This window comes from Morganella sp. Je.2.23, assembly GCF_051129855.1.
In the GTDB taxonomy this organism is placed as follows: domain Bacteria; phylum Pseudomonadota; class Gammaproteobacteria; order Enterobacterales; family Enterobacteriaceae; genus Morganella; species Morganella sibonii.
The window spans coordinates 12,457-32,596 of the sequence record NZ_JBCPSQ010000005.1 but is presented as its reverse complement, the minus strand read 5'-3'; the positions used below and the strand labels follow the sequence as shown (position 1 = coordinate 32,596).

At 46.0% G+C, this 20,140-nt stretch carries 23 protein-coding genes; 7 read left to right on the top strand and 16 right to left on the bottom strand.

Annotated elements, in window-relative coordinates; genetic code table 11:
* Positions 1 to 6: 6 nt before the first annotated feature.
* The 11 genes from sctS to AAZR23_RS15455 form a co-directional block, all read right to left on the bottom strand.
* Positions 7 to 273, bottom strand: a complete 267-nt coding sequence (gene sctS / locus AAZR23_RS15505; protein ID WP_166708663.1) for a type III secretion system export apparatus subunit SctS — start codon at positions 271 to 273, stop codon at positions 7 to 9.
* Between the two features lies 1 nt (position 274).
* Complete coding sequence (locus AAZR23_RS15500; protein WP_432692417.1) at positions 275 to 937, bottom strand: EscR/YscR/HrcR family type III secretion system export apparatus protein; 663 nt, start codon at positions 935 to 937, stop codon at positions 275 to 277.
* Positions 934 to 1,791 carry a FliM/FliN family flagellar motor switch protein gene (locus AAZR23_RS15495; RefSeq protein WP_434693598.1) on the bottom strand — a complete coding sequence of 286 codons (858 nt, stop codon included), beginning with the start codon at positions 1,789 to 1,791 and terminating at the stop codon, positions 934 to 936. Before AAZR23_RS15495 ends, AAZR23_RS15500 begins: the two co-directional genes overlap by 4 nt.
* A 918-nt stretch (positions 1,792 to 2,709) precedes the next feature.
* A complete protein-coding gene (locus AAZR23_RS15490; RefSeq protein WP_434693595.1) occupies positions 2,710 to 3,090 on the bottom strand; it encodes a hypothetical protein in 381 nt (126 codons plus the stop codon).
* The gene (gene sctN / locus AAZR23_RS15485) at positions 3,071 to 4,363 is read right to left on the bottom strand and encodes a type III secretion system ATPase SctN (RefSeq protein ID WP_218426816.1); all 1,293 of its coding nucleotides are present in this window, start codon (positions 4,361 to 4,363) and stop codon (positions 3,071 to 3,073) included. The genes AAZR23_RS15490 and sctN overlap by 20 nt, the downstream gene beginning before the upstream one ends.
* A 2-nt stretch (positions 4,364 to 4,365) precedes the next feature.
* Positions 4,366 to 4,776 (bottom strand): Type III secretion system protein BsaR, encoded by a 411-nt coding sequence (locus AAZR23_RS15480; RefSeq protein ID WP_218426818.1) that lies wholly within the window; start codon positions 4,774 to 4,776, stop codon positions 4,366 to 4,368.
* A gap of 23 nt (positions 4,777 to 4,799) precedes the next feature.
* Entirely contained in the window at positions 4,800 to 6,860 is a 2,061-nt protein-coding gene (locus AAZR23_RS15475; protein WP_218426820.1) for an EscV/YscV/HrcV family type III secretion system export apparatus protein, read from the bottom strand.
* A gap of 22 nt (positions 6,861 to 6,882) precedes the next feature.
* Complete coding sequence (gene sctW / locus AAZR23_RS15470; RefSeq protein ID WP_218426822.1) at positions 6,883 to 7,929, bottom strand: type III secretion system gatekeeper subunit SctW; 1,047 nt, start codon at positions 7,927 to 7,929, stop codon at positions 6,883 to 6,885.
* 1 nt (position 7,930) lies between these two features.
* Entirely contained in the window at positions 7,931 to 8,581 is a 651-nt protein-coding gene (locus AAZR23_RS15465; protein WP_434693592.1) for a hypothetical protein, read from the bottom strand.
* A 27-nt stretch (positions 8,582 to 8,608) separates the two neighbouring features.
* A complete protein-coding gene (locus AAZR23_RS15460; RefSeq protein WP_434693591.1) occupies positions 8,609 to 9,556 on the bottom strand; it encodes a secretin N-terminal domain-containing protein in 948 nt (315 codons plus the stop codon).
* Positions 9,540 to 10,061: a helix-turn-helix domain-containing protein gene (locus tag AAZR23_RS15455; RefSeq protein WP_434693589.1), complete on the bottom strand. Its 522-nt coding sequence runs from the start codon at positions 10,059 to 10,061 to the stop codon at positions 9,540 to 9,542. The genes AAZR23_RS15460 and AAZR23_RS15455 overlap by 17 nt, the downstream gene beginning before the upstream one ends.
* A 323-nt stretch (positions 10,062 to 10,384) precedes the next feature.
* On the opposite strand from AAZR23_RS15455, the gene AAZR23_RS15450 reads away from it, so the two are divergent.
* The 7 genes from AAZR23_RS15450 to AAZR23_RS15420 all read left to right on the top strand — a co-directional run bounded on the left by AAZR23_RS15450 (position 10,385) and on the right by AAZR23_RS15420 (position 14,397).
* Positions 10,385 to 11,440 carry a hypothetical protein gene (locus tag AAZR23_RS15450; RefSeq protein WP_434693586.1) on the top strand — a complete coding sequence of 352 codons (1,056 nt, stop codon included), beginning with the start codon at positions 10,385 to 10,387 and terminating at the stop codon, positions 11,438 to 11,440.
* Positions 11,441 to 11,448: 8 nt separating this feature from the next.
* Positions 11,449 to 11,712 carry a hypothetical protein gene (locus AAZR23_RS15445; RefSeq protein ID WP_166708674.1) on the top strand — a complete coding sequence of 88 codons (264 nt, stop codon included), beginning with the start codon at positions 11,449 to 11,451 and terminating at the stop codon, positions 11,710 to 11,712.
* Between the two features lie 66 nt (positions 11,713 to 11,778).
* The gene (locus tag AAZR23_RS15440; RefSeq protein ID WP_243846903.1) at positions 11,779 to 12,087 is read left to right on the top strand and encodes a hypothetical protein; all 309 of its coding nucleotides are present in this window, start codon (positions 11,779 to 11,781) and stop codon (positions 12,085 to 12,087) included.
* Complete coding sequence (gene sctJ / locus AAZR23_RS15435; RefSeq protein WP_166708675.1) at positions 12,087 to 12,824, top strand: type III secretion system inner membrane ring lipoprotein SctJ; 738 nt, start codon at positions 12,087 to 12,089, stop codon at positions 12,822 to 12,824. The genes AAZR23_RS15440 and sctJ overlap by 1 nt, the downstream gene beginning before the upstream one ends.
* Entirely contained in the window at positions 12,817 to 13,380 is a 564-nt protein-coding gene (locus AAZR23_RS15430) for a hypothetical protein (RefSeq protein WP_166708676.1), read from the top strand. Before sctJ ends, AAZR23_RS15430 begins: the two co-directional genes overlap by 8 nt.
* Positions 13,381 to 13,573: 193 nt before the next feature.
* On the top strand, positions 13,574 to 13,960 hold the full coding sequence (locus AAZR23_RS15425) for a hypothetical protein (RefSeq protein WP_243846905.1): 387 nt from the start codon (positions 13,574 to 13,576) through the stop codon (positions 13,958 to 13,960).
* A gap of 23 nt (positions 13,961 to 13,983) precedes the next feature.
* Positions 13,984 to 14,397, top strand: a complete 414-nt coding sequence (locus tag AAZR23_RS15420; protein WP_434693583.1) for a hypothetical protein — start codon at positions 13,984 to 13,986, stop codon at positions 14,395 to 14,397.
* A gap of 47 nt (positions 14,398 to 14,444) precedes the next feature.
* On the opposite strand, the gene AAZR23_RS15415 is transcribed toward AAZR23_RS15420, so the two are convergent.
* The 5 genes from AAZR23_RS15415 to potA all read right to left on the bottom strand — a co-directional run bounded on the left by AAZR23_RS15415 (position 14,445) and on the right by potA (position 20,080).
* Positions 14,445 to 14,759: a helix-turn-helix domain-containing protein gene (locus AAZR23_RS15415; RefSeq protein ID WP_046895268.1), complete on the bottom strand. Its 315-nt coding sequence runs from the start codon at positions 14,757 to 14,759 to the stop codon at positions 14,445 to 14,447.
* Positions 14,760 to 16,080: 1,321 nt separating this feature from the next.
* Positions 16,081 to 17,124, bottom strand: a complete 1,044-nt coding sequence (gene potD / locus AAZR23_RS15410) for a spermidine/putrescine ABC transporter substrate-binding protein PotD (RefSeq protein WP_046895266.1) — start codon at positions 17,122 to 17,124, stop codon at positions 16,081 to 16,083.
* 217 nt (positions 17,125 to 17,341) lie between these two features.
* On the bottom strand, positions 17,342 to 18,124 hold the full coding sequence (gene potC / locus AAZR23_RS15405) for a spermidine/putrescine ABC transporter permease PotC (RefSeq protein WP_046895265.1): 783 nt from the start codon (positions 18,122 to 18,124) through the stop codon (positions 17,342 to 17,344).
* Positions 18,121 to 18,981, bottom strand: coding sequence for a spermidine/putrescine ABC transporter permease PotB (gene potB / locus AAZR23_RS15400; RefSeq protein WP_434693578.1), 861 nt, complete (start codon positions 18,979 to 18,981; stop codon positions 18,121 to 18,123). Before potB ends, potC begins: the two co-directional genes overlap by 4 nt.
* Positions 18,965 to 20,080, bottom strand: coding sequence for a spermidine/putrescine ABC transporter ATP-binding protein PotA (gene potA / locus AAZR23_RS15395; RefSeq protein ID WP_046895263.1), 1,116 nt, complete (start codon positions 20,078 to 20,080; stop codon positions 18,965 to 18,967). The genes potB and potA overlap by 17 nt, the downstream gene beginning before the upstream one ends.
* Positions 20,081 to 20,140: the final 60 nt, after the last annotated feature.

Below are 20,140 nucleotides of genomic sequence, written 5' to 3'. Positions count from 1 at the left end.
CGGAAATTAACCTGCCGCCGTTGTACTGAGCGCGAGTGAGAACATTTCACGGGCATAATTAAGCATGGAATCCCCCAGCCAGTTGAGCTGCATTAAGATGCAGATAAACACGGCAATCAGTTTCAGCCCGAAGGGCAGTGTTTGTTCCTGGATCTGAGTGACAGTCTGCAACAGGCCGACAACCAGCCCTACCACGGTGGCGACGGTCACCGGCAGCAGCGATAATATAATCACCAGATAAATGCCCTTATCTGCCGCATAAATAACATCCATGTTAAATATCCATAAGTTCGAGATACTGAGACACCAGACTGGTGGATAACAATGACCAGCCATCCAGCGCAATAAATAAGATCAGTTTGATCGGCACCGACAGTGTCACCGGACTCATCATCATCATTCCGAGCGCCAGCAGTACACTGGATACCACCAGATCAATCACGATAAACGGCAGATAGAGATAGAAGCTGATCAAAAAAGCTGACTTGATTTCCCCCAGTGCATAGGCCGCCAGCAGCGGAAAAAAGGCAATATCACGAGCATCATTCAGTTCCGGATCCGTGTCTTCATCAACACCGGCTTGCGCAAAAAAAGACAACAAAGGTTTGTCCGCATAACGGAAAAGATAGTCCCGGTAATCCTGCAATCCTTCATCCGCAAAACGTGACAGTGATTCCGGCTGTGATAATTCCACCGGGTTCTCAGCTACATAATGGTACGTTTTACTGACCAGCGGGAACATCACCACCATCGCCAGAATAAACGCAACGGCGTTGAGCACCATATTTGACGGCACCTGCTGCACACCCAGCGCGTTACGCACCATCACAAAGACAATGGAAAATTTCAGGTAACAGGTTCCCGCCGCCAGAATAAACGGTAAAACAGATGCCGCAGCCAGCATCAGCATCATCGAAACAGCGCTGTCAGTCATCATCCGCCCTTATGAAAAATATGATGAATTTCCACGGCATACTGTTCCCCGATGCGCACCAGTTCACCCTGTGCAAAGCGCTGTCCGTTAATTTCCAGCGTGATCAGGTGATTATCCGCTGCCGGCAGTACCAGTTTATCGCCCGGCTGCAAGGCCATCAGCTCAGACAGCGGAAACACTCTGCGGTATTGCAGAAAATCCACCTGAACCGGTATTCTGCTGCTGTCAAACACCGCATTTTCCGGTACGGAAACCGGCTCTTCCGCAACGATCCCGCGTGCGGCGATAACCGTTTCATCCTGTTCCTGTTTCAGTGTCATCTGAAAATAGCCTCCTGCTCTCAGAAATCGCTGGTTTTGTGTAATGAAAAGGACATCGCCTTCAGTAATCTGCTGAATTACCCCGGTAAATGTCCGGGTTGAACCTATATAAATTCCGGCATTTACCGGAACAGAAAGATCCTGAGCCAGCGGTGTGCCGGTAATATCAAACCTGCCTTTCGCGCCAATCAGACAGAAATCAATCCCCTCTCCGCTGAATGCAAGCTTACGGATGCCATCTGCCGGGGGTATTGCGGTACTGAGTTCCGGGAAATAATATTCCGGAGAGAAAAAAGGCAGCCTGATCTCTTTTTTATGTTCATTAATCAGTTCAGTCAGATATTTCTCCGGAATGATTTCCCACGGAATGGTATTTTCACCAATTAAATAATGGAGAAATGATTCGACATCAATTAATACATCCAATATATTCTGTGTATTAATCAGGCGGAAATAAATAACACGCCTGTTAATTTCTTTTTTTTCAGGAAGGTAACAGCTCAGGTAATCCATTGCCTGATATGTATCATAATACATTTATTTTATCCGTTTATAATATATCAATATTATCAATTCCATTTATATTCACTATGGATTTCAATCGCCTGTTAAGTGACTCTGAACAGGTTTCCAGTTTAAACCGCCCCGGTTTTTCCCGGTAAATAAGCACCGGTTCCGGCGGCTGATGTTTCTGTCTGAAATAATAAGAACAGTAATAATCAGGCCTGCTGCTTTCCGGGGAACCCTGATTTTTTCCGGTGTGGCAGATGGTCTGAGATACTTTTTCCTGCTCATGTTGCCACAACGGAAGATGTTTTCTCTCCGGGGAAACAGCGGAAAGCCGGAAAACAGGAAGTTCCGGCAGCACGGGGGCGATAATCTGTACCGGCTTGACACCGGGGTCAGCACAATCGCTGTCCGGCCGATATTCCGCCGGAATGCTTTCTGCCTGAGTACTTTCTGCCTGAATACTTTCTGCCTGAGTACTTTCTGCCTGAACGCTTTCTGCCTGAACGCTTTCTACCGGGATTATTTCCGGTTTTTCTGCAGATATCACATTAGCAGGGCTTTTATCAGACCGGGTATCTCCCGTATTTTCATATAAATAATATTGATCAATATTATTCAGACATACTGTATTTTTTATTTTTTCCGGTAATAGTGTTGATATCAGTACAATATTATGTCTGTCCCGGAAATGATAGTCACTTTTTTTTATCGTCATCTGACAATACACTTTATTTCTATAATGATATTTATCATTACTGAATTGTATTGGTGAGCAGTTCACCGGGGCAGTATTGTCATACTGTTTTTTTTCCTTTTTTTTAATCATCCCGGGTAATAAATCGGCTATCTGTTTATTATCAGCATTATCATAAAACCCGAATTCCGTCTCATCGCAATAAGATTCAATATTCATTATAGCTTCCTGTTTGTATTTATAGGATGAAACTATCGCTCACTATATAATCCGAACTTAATTACTTTCTTTTTCAGACTATTTATCACTTTATGGCTTTCTGCGATATCATCCGCAATCTGCGCCAGCAGAAGAGACGATTCATCAACCCGGACACGGACATCCAGAATGTGTTTGCGGTATATTGCCTGCTTGCGCCGGCGCTCATTCAACTCTGTATAAGATAATAATCCGCGGCACCCGAAATCAATAATTTGCTGCTCTAATCCATTGATTAACAGCAAGAGTTTATCTTTATTTTCCTGTTCCTGCCGGTGACGCTGGTGCAGTTGTGCCAGTGCCGCCTGAGCATAATGCTCTTTCAGGCTGAAGTGCGCGATCAGTTGCTGCAATTCATTGCGTGAGCTGTTCAAGCAACCTGCCTGTTTCGTCCGCTGCAACGGATTCCGACGGTGACTGACACAAAAAATGACGCATCGGTAACGTCAGTTCAACGGCCTTGTCATTCTCTGCATTCAGTCCCGGTTTATATTCTCCCAGCTCCACCAGCAGTTTCAGTTCATTCTGTTTAGCCAGTAATGCCCGGAAGCGCCCGGCCGCCGCCAGATGCCCGGGAGAGACAATCTGTGACATAACGCGGCTGATACTGGCCGGTATATCAATCGCCGGGTAATGATTTTGCATCGCCAGCCGCCGGGAGAGGTAAATATGCCCGTCGAGAATCGAACGTACTTCATCGCCAAAACCATCCGGCTCATTTTCACTATCAAGCAAAACCGTATAAAACGCAGTAATCACCCCGGTAGTCGTGGCGCCGGGACGTTCCAGCAGTGCCGGTAACTGCTCAAATACCGATGCCGGATACCCCAGCCGGACAGGAACTTCACCGGCACTCAGCGCCACATCCCGTAATGCCCGGCCATAGCGGGTCAGAGAATCAACAAACAGAATCACTTCTTTCCCTTCGTCACGGTAATATTCAGCCAGTGACGTTGCCACCAGCGCCGCATTACAGCGATCCACTGCCGGTTTATCCGATGTTGAGCAGACCAGAATGCATTTTGCTGCCTGCGGACTGTTGCGCAGCTCATCAATCAGTTCGGTCACTTCCCGCCCGCGTTCACCGATCAGAGCGATGATGAAAATATCCGCCTGTGCGTGTGTAATCAGCATATTCATCAGCACCGTTTTACCGCACCCGGCTCCGGCAAAAATCCCCAGCCGCTGACCTTTTCCGCAGGTCAGCAGTGCATCCACCGCTCTCACACCGGTCGGCATGATCTCAGTGATACGCTGCCGGGACAGCACATCGGGTGCTTCGCTATTGATGGGGCGTGAGATAACCCGGTTATCCGGTTCTGTTATCTCACTCAGCCTGGCCAGCGTATTACCGGACGGATCAATCACCGAGCCCGGGATCTGCGGTGTGAATGTCAGTGTCACCGCGCTGCCGGTCGGTGCGATCACCGTTGTCAGCGTCAGCCCGGATGCCTGTCCGATCAGGCTCAGCAGGGTATTGTGCTCATTAAACCCTACCACCTGAGCCCGGCCGAGCAGCACCCGGCAGGATAAATCCTGCCATAACAGACAAATTTCCCCGATAAAGACATCCGGCAGCGGTGCTTCCAGGTAATACCCGCGGATATGCACCGGAAATGCCCGCCGGCTGAGTAATGCATTGAGCATAATCAGCTTTTCAGAATCAGCGCATGACACTGCTGACTGAGACGGACAAACTGATCCAGCGCCTGCACAAATGACTCCGCACCGCTGACAGCACTGCTGCTAAAGCAGCCGACCAGCTCCGCACCGTTATCCGTCTGCCGCAGCGCCGGTAAGCCCGGACAAAACAGTGCGGTCGGCTCTTCTGTCAGGATATCCAGCAGTGCGCCTTTGACGTCCGGCAGCAATGCCGGTAAATCTGCCGGCAGCGGCGCCCAGATAACCGGATACTCATCAACCACCGCAATATGAATCACCTGCTGCTCCCCCAGTGATAATGAGATTGTTGAGTGATTATCCAGCGCTGTAGTTTCCGGCACCAAATCGCCGCGCCCGATCAGTTTCATTCCTTCTGTTACCAGTGTTGCAAGATCCATCTTTAATTTCCTTTTTTATGACATTAAACAGAGTCAATCACCGACACCTGTGCCGACGGCACAATTTCAGAAAATGACAGCACAGCAATTCCCGGATAATGCAGTTCGATCAATTTTCTGACAAAACGGCGGATATCCATGGCCGTCAGTAACACGATATCCTGCCGGTGCTTCAGTGGTGTCATCACCAGCGCCATCGCATCATAGAAATGATCAAGCTGCGCCGGTTCGAGATTAATAAATGTGCCGCCCGCTGACTGGCGTATCCCCTGACGGATCATTTCCTCCAGCGGGTTTGACAATACCACTGCCCGCAATACCCGGTCACAGGCAAAGTGTTCCGAAATATAGCGGGCCAGATGGCTGCGGACATGCTCAGCCAGTACCAGCGGATCTTTCTCTTTCTGAGCCCACTGCACCAGTGCGCCAAGAATAATTTTGATATTGCGGATGGATATCTGCTCTGCAATAAGCCGCTGAAATACATCGGCAATACGCTGAACAGATAAATAGCGGTAACACTCTTTCAGCAGTTCCGGATATTTATTTTCCACATTATCCAGCAGTGTCTTGGTTTCCTGGATGCCCAGTAACTCCTGAATGTTTTGCGTCATTATTTTGCTGAATTCATTAAAAAATACGGTAATCCCGTGTTCTGTGACCATCCCGGAAGCCCGGCATATCTCATCGTATTTTTTATCTGTCCAGACTGTTTTTTCGCCGCTTTCCGGCTGAATACTCTCAGACTCAATATTCAGTGAATCAAACGCATCATTAATTTCAGTGATTCTGTATTTATCCGGATAACTGTAAATCGTACCGGACTGAATCTCATTGATTAAAACCATCGCCTTCTGTTCCGGTATTTCCCGACTGTAATTGATGATGATACCGGGTAAAAAGAAACCATAGCGGAAGGCAAATTCCTCCTGTAACCAATCCGTAATCTTCTGTTTTTCAAACAGCGTCTGATAGCGGCTGTGGAGTGTAATAATCAGCGGAATAGCTTCATTATTTTCCGCCGTCAGTCCGCGCGGGGCAAAATCGCCTGCTGATGGCGCAGATGCGGCCGGAGAACGGCTGTCAGAGCGGCTTTTTGCCGGATCAGATGCCTGCTTCTGCTTGTTCTGTCTGAGACGCATTCCGTAGAAAAACATCAGTCCGGCCGCCAGCAGACCAAAAACACCGGCCGGAAACCCCGGCAGCATTCCCATACATAATGCCAGTACGGCGGTCACAATCAGGGTAAAATCATGAGAAAACAGTTCTCTGACAATATTGGCCCCTAAATTCTGATTGGTGCCGCTGACCCGGGTGACAATAAACCCCGCGCTGATAGCAATCAGCAATGCCGGGATCTGCGCCACCAGACCATCACCGATCGTCAGCAGCGTGTACGTGCTCAGTGCCTCACTGAACGGCATCGACATTTGTGCGACGCCGATACCGATTCCGCCGGCAAAATTCACGAAAATAATGACAATACCGGCGATCGCATCCCCTTTGATAAACTTCATCGCACCGTCAAACGCCCCGTACATCTGGCTTTCCTGCTCCAGCTCTTTACGGCGTTTACGCACTTCTTCGTTATCAATCAGACCGGATTTCAGATCGGCATCAATACTCATCTGCTTGCCGGGCATACCGTCAAGGGAGAAACGCGCCGCCACCTCTGCCACACGCTCCGAACCTTTGGTAATGACAATAAACTGCACCACCGTCACAATGGCGAAGATAACAAAACCAACCACAATATTTTCGCCGATAACAAATTCACCAAATGACTGAATGATATTCCCGGCGTCCGCATCCAGCAGGATCAGACGACTGGTGCTGATCGACAGCGCCAGCCGGAACAGTGTGGTGATCAGCAAAAGTGCGGGAAAAGAGGTAAATCCCAGAATCCGGGTAATATAAAAAGAGAGCAGTAACATCAGGATAGAGATCACGATGTTCAGGCCGATCAGAAAATCTACCAGCATTTTCGGCAGCGGAATGATCAGCATCGCGATCACCATGACCATAATCAGCAGTACCGCGATCTCCGGCCTGCTTTTGACCGCATGAATAAAAGTTGTCAGCATAGCAATCCATTGCCGGTGAAAGTTATAAGATATTAATAGTTTTGCTCATAAGGGCTTTCAGAAAAGAAACCACTTCCGCTTTTCCTGCTTCCTGCAAAAAAAGCGCTTCCGGTATCTCACCAAAAATCACAATCAGACGCTGTAAAATACGCGGTCTGTTTTTGTCATCTTCTGCCGCCGCCAGCAACGCATCGGTTTCTGTCTGAAATGCTTCATAGTCACCCAACCCGGAAATCAGTAACTGATTCATCCGCGTTTCCTCCGCCAGCACCGGCTCTGTACAGTCAAGTGAAGCAATTTTCTGATGAAACATATCATTCAGTGAAATAAGCTGATTCAGTGTATGCAGCCGGGTGGTCAGTTCCCCGAACTCACTGTGATGGCTGCAACTCGGCAGCGCGGCCGCCATATCACACACCAGTGAGTCACGGACATAATTCAGCAGGCTTTTGACCCGGCTTTTCCGGTACTGCTCCAGCCATACTTTCCACAAATACAGCATATCGAACTTCCAGCTGATGTAACTGCGGTACACCATTCTCAGCTGCGCGCAATCCAGCTGTGTCACCGGTGCATACTGGCGGATTTTCAGTGCGATATTGATTCCGGCACGGGTTTCCTGCGCATATTCGCCATAAAGCAACTGCTCAATTTCCGCATCAATTTCAGCCGCTTCTTCCGCAGAAAACGGCAGCTTCCGCAACAGGGCGCGCAGTGCCATCACATAGTCGCTGGGGTCCGGAAACAGATTGCGCACATAATCAAGAAACTCACGTACTGAACATGCGGAAGCGGTAAACCATTTCACAACCCGATCCAATTTTGTCTCCGCGCCCCCCATGCTGTTTTTCTGCTCCGATGCCGGTAACTGACTGATATGCTCTTCTTTTCCGTACTGCCGGCGGTTAAACTGCGACAACACCATAGCCATATCATCCATCACGTCCATCATCTGCTCGGCATGGTTTTCTGTCTGGTTTTCTGCCGGACGCTGCTCCGCAACCCTCTCACCCTGTTGTTTTTGTGGTGCGACCGGCGGACGGAACGAGCCGGATAAGCCATTTATCATATCAATAGTCCTGCTTCAGTTTTTTCATCATCTCAATCCCTTGTTTATTCTCATTATTAAACGGGACATGTCCGGAGATCTCTGTATCACTGAAAAAATCCTGCTGAAGAATACGGGGCTGCAATAGAAAAAGCCGGACCATTTTTTCTGTCTTCACTGATTCAAACTGAAACAACCGGCCAGCCAGCGGGATATCCCCCAGCAACGGAATTTTATCGTTATGGCGCCGGGTATTTTCCCGTGTGTATCCGCCAATCAGCAATGTATTCCCCTGAGCGACCCTGGCTATCGTACTGATATTTGTCCGGTTAATGACAGGTAAGGCATCTTCGCTGCCGGTTCCGTCAGCCTCTTTTTTCTGTGCACCGTCTTCCAGATCAATGATCATCTCAACTGATTTTCGCTGGTTGGCTATCCGCGGTGTCACACTCACCTTTGTACCATACGTGATACTCTCCAGAGATGACATTCGTTCTCCCTGTAACTTGCTGTAAAATGTAGTGTTATTATCAAAAATAGCAGGGGTGTTATCCTGAGTCAGGATAATCGGCCGGGATACCATGTTGGCCTGCCCTTTCGCTGACAATGCCCTGATTTTACTGAAGAATGAAAAACCGGTGAATTGATTAAGCTCGCTGAGATTAAACGCCACTTTCATGTTTCCTGTGCCGTAATCGGCCTACCAGTTGATCCCCAGCTGATCGGCTTCATTTTTTGATACATCAATAATCCACAGTGATAATTCGATCTGCGGTTTGGCCGTATCCAGTTGCTTTATCAGCTGATTGATTAAGTGCAGCGCATTACGCTGACCTTTTAACAGCAGACTGTTTTCTCCCTGCAACGGTACAATCCGCACCCGCTCACCACCCAGCCAGACGGTTTCAGCCGGCTGAATATCGCCCTGTTCTGCGTCCTGCGGCACCAGCCCGGTTTTTGCCGCAGGCCCTGAGTCCAGTAATTCCCGCAATGCTGACGCCACCCCCGGCAAGATCAGGCTTTTTCCCCTCGACGTAATTTCCCTGTCCTGCACAAAACTGTTCTCCAGCTTAACGAGCTGAATATGCTCATCTTCCGGCGAAATCCCCTGCTCCTCTATACTGTGCTGTGCCTCAAGCGCATCCGCTGCTGACCGGATAAGGCTCAAATAGCGCGGAGGAGCCGTGATATACAAAATCCGCTGCTGCCGGTCAGATGTCAGCGGATATTGCGCATCAAACAGCCCGGTTTGTTTCAGAAAAACCGTCAGTTCATGGCGGGTGATGGCATTCAGCGTCAGCATCGATGATTCAATCTCATTGCTGCTGTAAATATAGAGAGTGCGATTTTCCCTGTATGACACCAGTGACATAGTCTTCAGCATCTGCGATAGCGCAGCCTGCGGGTCCGATAAATCAAATGTGCCGGAAATTTTCTTTTTCTTCACCGCATCCGACGAAATAATCATGACGTCCAGCCTGCCTGCCAGTGCATCGAAAAAATGGTCCAGCCGTGTTTCTTTCGCCACATACTGCTCCTGAAGCGGCGGTTTTTTTTCATATAACACGACCTGTTCCGCCATCACCGGCAGGGAAAGCAGACAGAAAACGAAGCAGAGCAGTTTCCCGGCACTATTTTTTAACCGCATGATTTAAATTCCTTATTTTCCGGGGGGACATGCCAAATAGTATTTTGATTTCATTAGAGAAATGGGATGCCGAGCAGTAACCGTTATCTGCCGCGATACGGGTCAGTGAGTGTTCTTTTACCAGGATATCCAGCACGGAAGCCACGCCGCGCCAGTGCCGCAGCTGATACTTACTCTGATTACCGATATAACGCTGACACAAACGCCTGAAGTGAGTGCCGGATAACCCGTAGCGCTGGCTGATATCCCGGATATTACTGTTTTTGCAATCCGCGGCACTGATCAGATGTTTTACCAGCCAGTAATGCTCAGAGTGACGCAGTGTATTCAAAAACGTTTTTATCTCGCTGTTTTCGTTCAGCATCTCACAGACAACCCGGTATTCCGGATTATCCGCGTCCCCCAGAACAGAAAAAATTACCTCGTAATTCTGACTGGCTGTATTCTCTGCGATTTCATCATTCTCTTTTTGTTGAAAATGATAATGACAGTCTATAAATGCCAATAATTTTATGCATTTTGAAAGCGGAAAACAGTAATCAGCCTGCCCACCTCCGCTGCATCCGCCTGTATTATATATATCATTATAAATATATATCCGACTTATCTTTTCCATATGAATTCACATCATCCTTTTCATCCGAATATATAACAGATACGTGTGCGACATTAAACGCTTATTGAACAATCTAAAAATTGAGAGTGAATTTAAAATATCACACTACTTTTTACTACCATTTTTTTATAAAACTCACTACCATTTAAAAAAACTGGCATCAGGATAATCACAAATTATAAAACATACAAATTTATCACTTGGGATAATTAATGAATAAATTATATAACATAATAATAATGGGAGATTCATCCGGAAAAGAAATAACATTGCCTTCCGGTAAATATCATATTAATAATAACGATACTATTGAATCTGATGAAGCGCTGATACCCTTGTCTCTCCCGGTTCCTGATTCATCACTGTACTGTATCGAACTAGAATTATATGAGAGCTATTATTATGTTTCCTGCATCACACACAGTAACGACGTGATAACGATGGATATCTGCTATAACACGCCGTTTTCTTACCAGGGAAAACCTTTTTTCGCTATAAAAGAACAACATGACACCTGGAGCGGGGACATATTGTCAATGAAAGGAACAACCGGCAGTCGCAGACGTTCCCGGAGACCTCTTTTTTATGTGTTACTGATATTATCGGCCATACTGACAGCAGGCTTCATATCCGGGAAGAACAAAAATAATACAGATGCGAACAACCATACGATAAATCACGAAGATATTATACGCAGTCATACAAATAACAATGAATACATTATAAAAAATAATAATATCCTTGTATTTACATCAACCGAAAACAATATCAACAAGATAAAGAATGATCTCCCGGGGTATACCATTTATTCAGTTAATAAATCAGACATAAAAACAGATAAAAATGATATTATTATCATGCTTGACATTAATAAAAGAAAAGAAATCATTCATATACATGATGAAAATAAAACTGTTAACCCGGAAATACTGACTATCCCTGATGAGTTCAGAGACGACATTACCATCAAAACATTATCATTCAGTGATATTGTTAAATTAATAAATGACCGGTTCAGAAAGACGTCAATCAGGTATTCTGTAAAAAAATCAGGAAATACCATTTTCATTTATGCAGACACGAGGAGAAATAAAGAAATAAACGATATTATTAAAGATATTAATACCTCGATATTCTCAGCCCCGGGAAATACGCTGGTACAGTACAAGGAAATCCCCTCCCGCGAAATTCATCCGGGAGTATATGGATCAGTCAATTATATTCATCTGTCTGATAACCACACAAAATTTATCTCTGATAATAAATAAGGATATTTATGCCGGATATTGCCCCAAAAAATGTTGCAATTACATTTTCCACACTGACGGAGCAGTTTAAGTCACCGATTCATGAAGACAATGTAGAACTGAACAAACTGATGAACAATTTGCAGTCGGGTAATAAAGACACCGCCAATGCTTATGATATGGCGATGTTACAAGCCTGTTCATCATCACTGAATATTAAGTGCTCCGCCCTCTCGGCAATGATTCGCCAGCACAAAGAAAACCTCTCAACACCGATCGGTAATATGCGCTGATTTATGGCGTAAAAATGACAGGATGCAGACAGCTGCACGCCTGTCATTCTCCGTAAAAAGGATTTTATGATGTCATCAATTAATCAGATTTTACCTGTTTCAAACATCACCGGTGTGACAGAGTTACTGGCCGATCTCGCCGGCCGGGAGCAGTCCGCTAACCGGAACCTGGTATTACCGGAGAGTGCAGGAAAAAATCTTCACCGGAAAACGCAGGCTCTGGCCTCAAAAAAAACTGCCACTGATACCAGCGATGTCATGATGATGCTGGAAAACCAGGCGGTGATGGCCAAATGGCATACTGAGATCAGCTTTTATTCACGTATGCTGCATCTGACCCTGAATGCCGCCGATACGGTGATTAAGGGTCAGTAATGCGCAATATATTGTTTATACTAATAATAGCAGGAATGGGACTGCTGCTCGGTGGCTGTAATGACGGTACCATTCTGTCATCACTGAATCAGCGTCAGTCTAATGAAGTGCTGGCCGCACTGCACAAACACCAGATTCAGGCGGTGAAGATCCCGCAGGGAAAAGGACTGTTTACGATTTCAGTGCCGGAAGAACAGAGTCGTCATGCCATTCATATTTTGCAGGAATACCATCTGCCCAGTAATGAACGAATCGAAATTGCAGGTATATTTCCGTCAGATTCACTGATTGCCTCCCCGCAGTCAGAAAAAGCCCGCCTGATTTCCGCTATTGAACAACGCCTGGAACAATCGCTGCTGTCATTTGATGCGGTTACCGAAGCCCGTGTTCATCTCAGTTATCCGCTGTCCGGGCCCGGCAGTGCTAAAAAACAGCCGGAAATTCCGCGGGCTTCAGTACTGATTTATCATTCAGGGATTGAGGATGAAGTGCAGTTCACCCGGGATATTCAGCTCTTTGTGATGAATGCCTTTAACGGACTGACTGATGAAACTGTTTCGGTGATCCTGTATCCGAGAAAACCGGTGATATCCCTTCCGCTGCAACCGGAAAGCACAGGCCTGTCACCCTTTTTCCTGCTGTTTCCCGCCGGTTTAATGCTGGCAGTCACCGGTTATTTCCGGCGCGCGCAACTGCGGGCATTTCTGATGCGGCAGAAGGTAAAACATCATGAATAACCGGTTTGATATACAGAGCGCTGTTACCAGGGTGATGTACCAGCCGGCAGATTATCTGCACAGCAGCCGTTTATTTGCCGGACTGCCTCCCGCAGCACAATCGGCGTCATACCGCAGAATGCAGAATGCAGCCATCATGGATTACTACCGGCTGCCGCATGAACGGGATTTTGATCTTTATTCCCCGCTGACGATCCCGCTGCTGCGCCACTGGATACAACTTCCGGCAGTCTGTCACTACCTGAGTAGTCTTATCCGTCACGTTTATGATCTGCCCGGTGAGACTGAATCAGATCAGGTGCAACAGGCATTCCTGTCTCTGTGTTCTGTTTTGTCACTCCCCGCGTGGCCGGAAGCACAGACACTGCAGGACATTCCGGCCGTTCTGCCGGGCCTGATCGCCATGACACAATTATTATCCGGTTTTTCTCCCGCACTGGCGGCCCGCTTTCAGCTGATGACAGATGCCACTTTACCGCAGGCAGATATACGGCTGCCGCATCTGCCCGATTCCCTTTTACCTCTGGTATTACATTATGTGCCGTTTACTGCCTGATTCTCTGCTGTCACACGTCAGACACGGCGTGCTGATCAAACATCGTCATATCTCCGCACTCTGCCGTCTCACTAATTTGACCCGGCAGGCAAACCATCATGCTGCCCGCCTGATAAAACAGGCTGAAGACAGGGCAGAACAACATCGCAAAGCGGGATTTGATGCCGGTTTTCAGCAAGGGCTGGCGCAGGCAATGCCTGAACTGATGCGGGTGATAAATGAATATAAATGGGTTATTCATCAAAACCTCGCCGGCGCCATTTCCGGCCTGGAAACGGAGTTATCTGCATTTTTTGATGATACCGGAATACGTTTTAAGCTGATTCGCCAATTAGTTGAACAGTTTTCCGCAGAGTGCGAATGTGAATTAATGCTTCCGGCAGCGCTTAAAAGTGTAATGGCTGAATATCCGGATATTGCTGTTCCGGTTTCTTTTCACTTTAATCACAACATTATATTGCGTACCGGAAAAAAGTTGCTTTATCTGACACCGGAAACGTTTGCACATGAAAAAATATCGCAGATAAATGCCGGTATTGTTTCCGTAAATTCCGTATCTATTCCAGGTGATTGCTTATAATGATACAAAACAGGATAACAACAATGAGAACAGATGTAACAACCGGAAAGCCGGAGATTATACATAATAGTGATGACGGGAAAGCCAAACGATTGCATGACTGGCTTATAAAAAATTACAATAAAAAGGAGGATGTTTATCTTGGAATGCAATCAGAAGGTATCGATAGCGATAATACCGGTAACAATATTCAAGAAAAAATAAAGTTATTAATTGCTATTGAAAATAAGTTAATTAAAAAACCAGAATATTCTGATACAGAAATGCGTAAATCAGTAAGCCAGGTTGGCGGAGACATTGTTAACTACCATGCCTTTTACCAACAATATCTTCTTAAGATGGTAAATCAAAAACAGTTAGGATTAGCACCGGATGTACTTTCCGCTGATTTTGACCGGGATAATAACAAAGACGACTGGCTTACTGCACTTAGCTGATAATATCTGTTATATCAAAGCAATAACAACAGGAATAATATCGATATTTAAATAAATTGTTTGCCGTTCAGTAAAACAGTCTCTGCCCTGAACTGATTTGAACGCATCTGAATATGCGGTTCATGCGGATGTTCTGATGCTTCAGCTTTACCGCTGAGGAACCATTCGATTGGCGCATCTAATAATTCAGATAATTCAATAAGATGATGGAGACTGATTTTACTGACACCGCGCTCATAACGGTTAAATTGTTGCTGACTGATATTCAGTTTTTGCGCTAATTTAACGGTTACAATCCCGAGTTCTTTACGTCTTGATTGGATTCTGTGGCCTAAGACTGCATAAAAGTCGGAAGTTTCCATAATGTCTACCTATTTTCTCTATAAGTCGTGAATTCAATTAAGTAAAATTACTTAAAAGCTATATTTTTATATATTAATTTTTTGAATAAAAACAAAGTACTTCTCGCGAAATACTAAAAGTTATGAATACTACTGCTTTAATCATGACGTAACATTTAAATTTAGTTTAATATCAATGTCACAATTCAAAGAAGTTTCATTGTCTCTGAAAAATAAACAGATTTATCTGAAATCCAATGAAAATGCTCAATCAGCTTCACCGGCTCAGCCAATTAACGATTAAGCGTCACAAAAAAAACGGGAGAATCTTTATTACGATATCAAAATTTAAAATCACTCTGAATATTTAAGACAATTCCCTAAACAAAATAAGACAGGGGTTATTAACTAGTCACATAAAGATAAGTAATATCTCTCGTATAATTACTTAGTCTATTTATGATTAATTTTTTCCCTGTCCTTTTATACTATCCGTAGCATCCGTCAAAATAGTGAGGAAATGTAAATCAGGATGTCTGATTATATACTAATCCATCCTCTGACCACGATTCCTTGATCTAACCACATAAAAAGTGAAATAGATCACATGTAACAAAATATTTTTCACCAATCTACATCAATTTAGTGATTGAGGTCACATTTTAACCGTTAATTTGTCTAAAAAAAAAGCTGAGTGACGAAAAAAAGACCATAAACAAACCAACCTGCCATCCACAGGATGAATTCATTGAAAAACCGGCAGTAAACACAAGTATTTATAATTACGCATTTACACACCATCTGGCCACTTTTGTAATTATAATCATCTAATTATTTTTAGATAGACATCAGTTATGCTGCCCGGACAAAAAACCATTAAAATCTGACATTAACAGTGAGTAAGTGTTTCATGCTGTATCATGAAAATTTCATTTTAATAATAAGTTTTTATTCTCAACAAAAAAAGATATCCAGCAGGATATTGTAGTATCCCCCTTGTAATTTGTAACTTACTTGTTGTAATTGTAATTTTTTTTTTATTTTTTTTCACTTAATCTTTTACTTATGTCAGAATAATTGAAATTATTTCAGATATATATCAATAAGTTAAATATAAATTGATGTAGAGCAATCGTTATTTATAATACTAAATAGGTATAATGACAGGCATCACTTACCGGTATTTTGTAAAATGACTTATTGATTAAAACCCTGTTTAATAATTAAAAATACTTTTATTCTCCTGCTTATATATTATCGCAGGGAAATCATTTGGGTTATGTCACCTTATTGCAGGCATAAAAAAAGCACCTCTGAAGGTGCTTTTTATTGGTACGTAAAATTAACGGCCGGCTTTCAGCTTCTGATAGTAGCTTTCATAAAGCACACTGGCGTCCCCCACATCATCCTGCCACTGCCCTTTACGGATAGTTTCTTCATCCGGATAAAGTGATTTGTCATTGACAATCTCAGCCGGAAGCTGTTTTTTCGCCGCAAGATTCGGCGTCGGATATCCGATAGTCTGCGCAACCTGCGCTGCGATTTCCGGACGCAGCAGGAAATCAATCAGCTTATGCGCACCTTCCGGATTTTTGGCATTGGCGGGGATGGCCAGGCTGTCCATCCAGAAGATACCGCCCTCTTCAGGCCAGACAACATCAATATTGAGGCCGGACTGACGCGCCACATAGGCCGAGCCGTTCCAGATCATCCCGACATTCACTTCCCCTTCCATAAACGGATTGGCCGGGTTATCGGAGTTAAAGGCTAAAATATTCGGACGCAGTTTTTGCAGCTCTTTATACGCCTGCTCAATTTCTGCCGGATTAGTGGTATTCGCTGAATAGCCCAGTTTGCTCAGCGCAATCTGAAACACTTCACGGGCATCATCGGTCATCAGCAGACTGTTTTTATAGTCCGGTTTCCACAGATCCGCCCAGGAGGTTACCGATGACGGATCGACTTCATCACCATTGATACCGATAGCGGTTGCACCCCAGATATAAGGGATCGAATAATCATTTTCCGGATCGAACGGCTTGTGCAGCAGATTCGGGTCCAGGTTATCAAAGTGACTCAGCTTTGATTTATCGATCTTCTGTAACATCCCTTCATGGCGCATTTTGGCGACAAAATAGGTTGAAGGCACCACCAGGTCATAAGCCCCGTCTTTGTAGGTCTTCAGTTTGGTGTACATGCTTTCATTGGATTCATAGGTAGAGTAAATCACCTTGATTCCGGTCTCTTTGGTAAACTGCTCTAATAACCCCGGAGGAACGTATTCCGTCCAGTTATAGAAATAGAGTGTTTTACTGTCATCTGCAGATGCTGAACTCAAGCCTGCTGCCAGAATTCCGGCACCAAGCAGCAAGGACCACTTTTTCATTTCAGTGTTTCCCTCAACCCGGGTTAATCAGTGAATATCACAGGCGGTAACGCCCCCTTTTTTAATTAAGCAGGGCAATTATAAAAGCGGAAAAGCGGGGGGTAAAGCAACGATTACGTCATAAAACGGTAACAGAATTGAAAATCCGGCCGCAATGCAGGATTATTCACAAAATAAACCGGCGGGCCGCTGTAAGGCCGCGCCGGTAACAGAAAGGTTACTGCTGCTTGTGTGAGCGGTCACGCAGCACAAGCTGGCTGATAATCACCATAAGCAGCGAAAGTGCCATTAAAATCGTGGCCAGTGCATTCACTTCCGGTGAAACCCCGACTTTTACCATCGAGTAGATTTTCAGCGGCAGAATCTCATAGCTGGGCCCGGTAACGAATGAGGAAACCACCACATCATCCATCGACAGCGTAAAGCTCAGCAGCCAGCCTGCAATCACCGCCGGTAAGGCCAGCGGCAGGATAATTTTACGCAGAATGGTAAATTCCCCGGCGCCCAGGTCACGTGCCGCCTCCAGCATTTTTACGTCAAAATCTTTCAGTCGTGAATAAACCGTCACCACAACAAACGGCAGACAGAAGGTAATGTGTGAGAACAGCAGCGACCAGAAACCGAGCGATACCCCGAGGATCATAAACAGTACCAGCAGGGAAATGGCCATCACGATATCCGGCGACATCATCACCACAAACAGCATACCGCCGACAAAGGGTTTTCCTTTGAACCGGTAGCGGTACAATGCCACCGCCGTCAGCGAACCGATAACTGTGGCAAATGTGGCTGACAGAATCGCCATCGTCAGTGAATGCCCGGCAGCCTGTAACAGGCTGTCATTATTGACCAGCGTGCTGTACCAGTTTGTGGTAAACCCCTGCCAGTTGATCCCGAAACGGGACGAGTTAAAAGAGTTCACAATCAGGATGACAATCGGGATGTATAAATAAGCATAGATGATGGTCATAAAACCACCGCGTAACAGGCGTCCTATCATTCCAGTTCACCCTTCTTATTTAACATTTTTGCCGCACGGTAATAGACATACAGCAGCAGCCCCATTGCTGCGGTCAGGAAAATACTGGTTGCCGCACCAAACGGCCAGTCACGGATATTCAGGAACTGACTTTTTATCACGTTACCAATCAGCAGATTTTTCGCCCCGCCCATCAGATCCGCCACATAGAACAGCCCCATCGCCGGCAGCAGCACCAGCAGACATCCGGCAATAATCCCCGGCATGGTCAGCGGCAGAATGATACGGAAGAAGGTCTGAACTTTGTTCGCCCCCAAATCGCGTGCCGCCTCCAGTAAGGATTTATCAAGCTTTTCAATCGCGGAATAGAGCGGCATCACCATAAACGGCAGCAGAATATAGATAAGCCCGAACACCACAGCTTCAGAGGTGTACATCAGCTTAAACGGCTTATCGATAAGCCCTGTCCATAACAGAAACTCATTCATATAGCCGCGGGTGCTGAGGAAAATTTTCAGCCCGTAAATGCGGATAAGGGAGTTGGTCCAGAACGGCACTATCAGCAGGAATAACATCAGCGGACGATATTTCTGCGGCATCCGGGCAATAAATGCCGCAAACGGGTAACCGATCAGCAGACAGCAGATAGTCGCAATGACCGCCATGTTGAGCGAATGCAGCATAACCTCAGCATACATCGGGTCAAATAACCGGCGGTAGTTGTCGAAGGTAAAGACCATATCGACCAGATTCGCGTCATTGCGTGTCAGGAAGCTGGTACCGATGATCATCAGATTGGGCAGGAAAACAAACAGCAGTAACCAGGCGACAATCCCCGTGATCACGATAGTCTGGAATGGTTTACGCGTCATTTTCATCGCCCAGCACCACCTCCCAGCTTTCGACCCACGTGACCGCAATTTTCTGATTCAGTGAATGATCCACATCCGGATCGTCTTCATTAAAGAATTCGCTTACCATCACCCGCTTGCCGTTTTCCATCTCCACTTCGGAATCCAGCGTCATTCCTTTATAGTTACGCTCGCGGACATAACCGATAAGTCCGGCAATCGGTTCATTATCGTGGATCTCTTCAACGCGCAGATCTTCCGGACGCAGCAGCACATGGACTTTCTGCCCCGGCCTGACATCCAGTGTGGTGTAAATATCACACTCGTGACCTTCAACATTGGCGCGGATACGGTGCTCATCGATTCTGTGCAGAACATCCGCATCAAAGATATTAATCTCACCGATAAACTGCGCCACAAACAGGTTTTTCGGTTCCTCGTAAATTTCACGCGGTGTGCCGTCCTGCTCAATTCTGCCGTCGCGCATCACAATAATGCGGTCAGACATGGTCAGCGCCTCTTCCTGATCGTGGGTAACAAATACAAACGTGATCCCCAGCTTGCGCTGAAGAGCTTTCAGTTCACTCTGCATCTGTTTGCGCAGCTTGTAATCCAGCGCGGAGAGGGATTCATCCAGTAACAGAACTTCCGGTTTATTCACCACCGCACGGGCAATGGCAACGCGCTGCTGCTGCCCGCCGGAAAGATGACCCGGTTTGCGCCCGGCAAAATCTTCCAGCTGCACCATTTTCAGGGCATCGTCCACGCGCTGTGTGATTTCATTTTCCGGGGTTTTCTGCATACGCAGCCCGAATGCCACGTTTTCAAAGACCGTCATATGCGGAAACAGGGCGTAGCTCTGGAAAACGGTATTGATATGGCGCTGTTCGGCAGGGATATGGGTGATATCCTGGTTGCCGAGCATAATCGTGCCTTCATCGGCATCCTCAAGCCCGGCGATCAGACGTAAAACCGTGGTTTTACCGCATCCGGACGGACCCAGAATGGTGACGAACTCACCATGATTAATTGTGAGGTCGAAATGATTAATTATGTTCTTGTCATCAAAGCTTTTGCTCAGCCCTTTCAGGGTGACAAGTGGTGTCAGAGAGGTTGTCTCAGTCATTTATGCTATTCACTCTATCCCGGAGGTCATGCAGATAGAACCGTAACTGAAAAAAGACTG

Coding starts and splice junctions, on each gene's coding strand:
- AAZR23_RS15460 (WP_434693591.1), bottom strand. CDS start 9,556: ATGCGGTTAAAAAATAGTGCCGGGAAACTGCTCTGCTTCGTTTTCTGT.
- sctW (WP_218426822.1), bottom strand. CDS start 7,929: ATGATAAATGGCTTATCCGGCTCGTTCCGTCCGCCGGTCGCACCACAA.
- potB (WP_434693578.1), bottom strand. CDS start 18,981: ATGAAAATGACGCGTAAACCATTCCAGACTATCGTGATCACGGGGATT.
- potC (WP_046895265.1), bottom strand. CDS start 18,124: ATGATAGGACGCCTGTTACGCGGTGGTTTTATGACCATCATCTATGCT.
- AAZR23_RS15420 (WP_434693583.1), top strand. CDS start 13,984: ATGAGAACAGATGTAACAACCGGAAAGCCGGAGATTATACATAATAGT.
- AAZR23_RS15445 (WP_166708674.1), top strand. CDS start 11,449: ATGCCGGATATTGCCCCAAAAAATGTTGCAATTACATTTTCCACACTG.
- AAZR23_RS15440 (WP_243846903.1), top strand. CDS start 11,779: ATGATGTCATCAATTAATCAGATTTTACCTGTTTCAAACATCACCGGT.
- AAZR23_RS15450 (WP_434693586.1), top strand. CDS start 10,385: ATGAATAAATTATATAACATAATAATAATGGGAGATTCATCCGGAAAA.
- AAZR23_RS15495 (WP_434693598.1), bottom strand. CDS start 1,791: ATGTATTATGATACATATCAGGCAATGGATTACCTGAGCTGTTACCTT.
- sctN (WP_218426816.1), bottom strand. CDS start 4,363: ATGCTCAATGCATTACTCAGCCGGCGGGCATTTCCGGTGCATATCCGC.
- potD (WP_046895266.1), bottom strand. CDS start 17,124: ATGAAAAAGTGGTCCTTGCTGCTTGGTGCCGGAATTCTGGCAGCAGGC.
- AAZR23_RS15480 (WP_218426818.1), bottom strand. CDS start 4,776: ATGGATCTTGCAACACTGGTAACAGAAGGAATGAAACTGATCGGGCGC.
- sctS (WP_166708663.1), bottom strand. CDS start 273: ATGGATGTTATTTATGCGGCAGATAAGGGCATTTATCTGGTGATTATA.
- AAZR23_RS15475 (WP_218426820.1), bottom strand. CDS start 6,860: ATGCTGACAACTTTTATTCATGCGGTCAAAAGCAGGCCGGAGATCGCG.
- AAZR23_RS15430 (WP_166708676.1), top strand. CDS start 12,817: ATGAATAACCGGTTTGATATACAGAGCGCTGTTACCAGGGTGATGTAC.
- potA (WP_046895263.1), bottom strand. CDS start 20,080: ATGACTGAGACAACCTCTCTGACACCACTTGTCACCCTGAAAGGGCTG.
- AAZR23_RS15415 (WP_046895268.1), bottom strand. CDS start 14,759: ATGGAAACTTCCGACTTTTATGCAGTCTTAGGCCACAGAATCCAATCA.
- AAZR23_RS15500 (WP_432692417.1), bottom strand. CDS start 937: ATGATGACTGACAGCGCTGTTTCGATGATGCTGATGCTGGCTGCGGCA.
- sctJ (WP_166708675.1), top strand. CDS start 12,087: ATGCGCAATATATTGTTTATACTAATAATAGCAGGAATGGGACTGCTG.
- AAZR23_RS15425 (WP_243846905.1), top strand. CDS start 13,574: ATGCCTGAACTGATGCGGGTGATAAATGAATATAAATGGGTTATTCAT.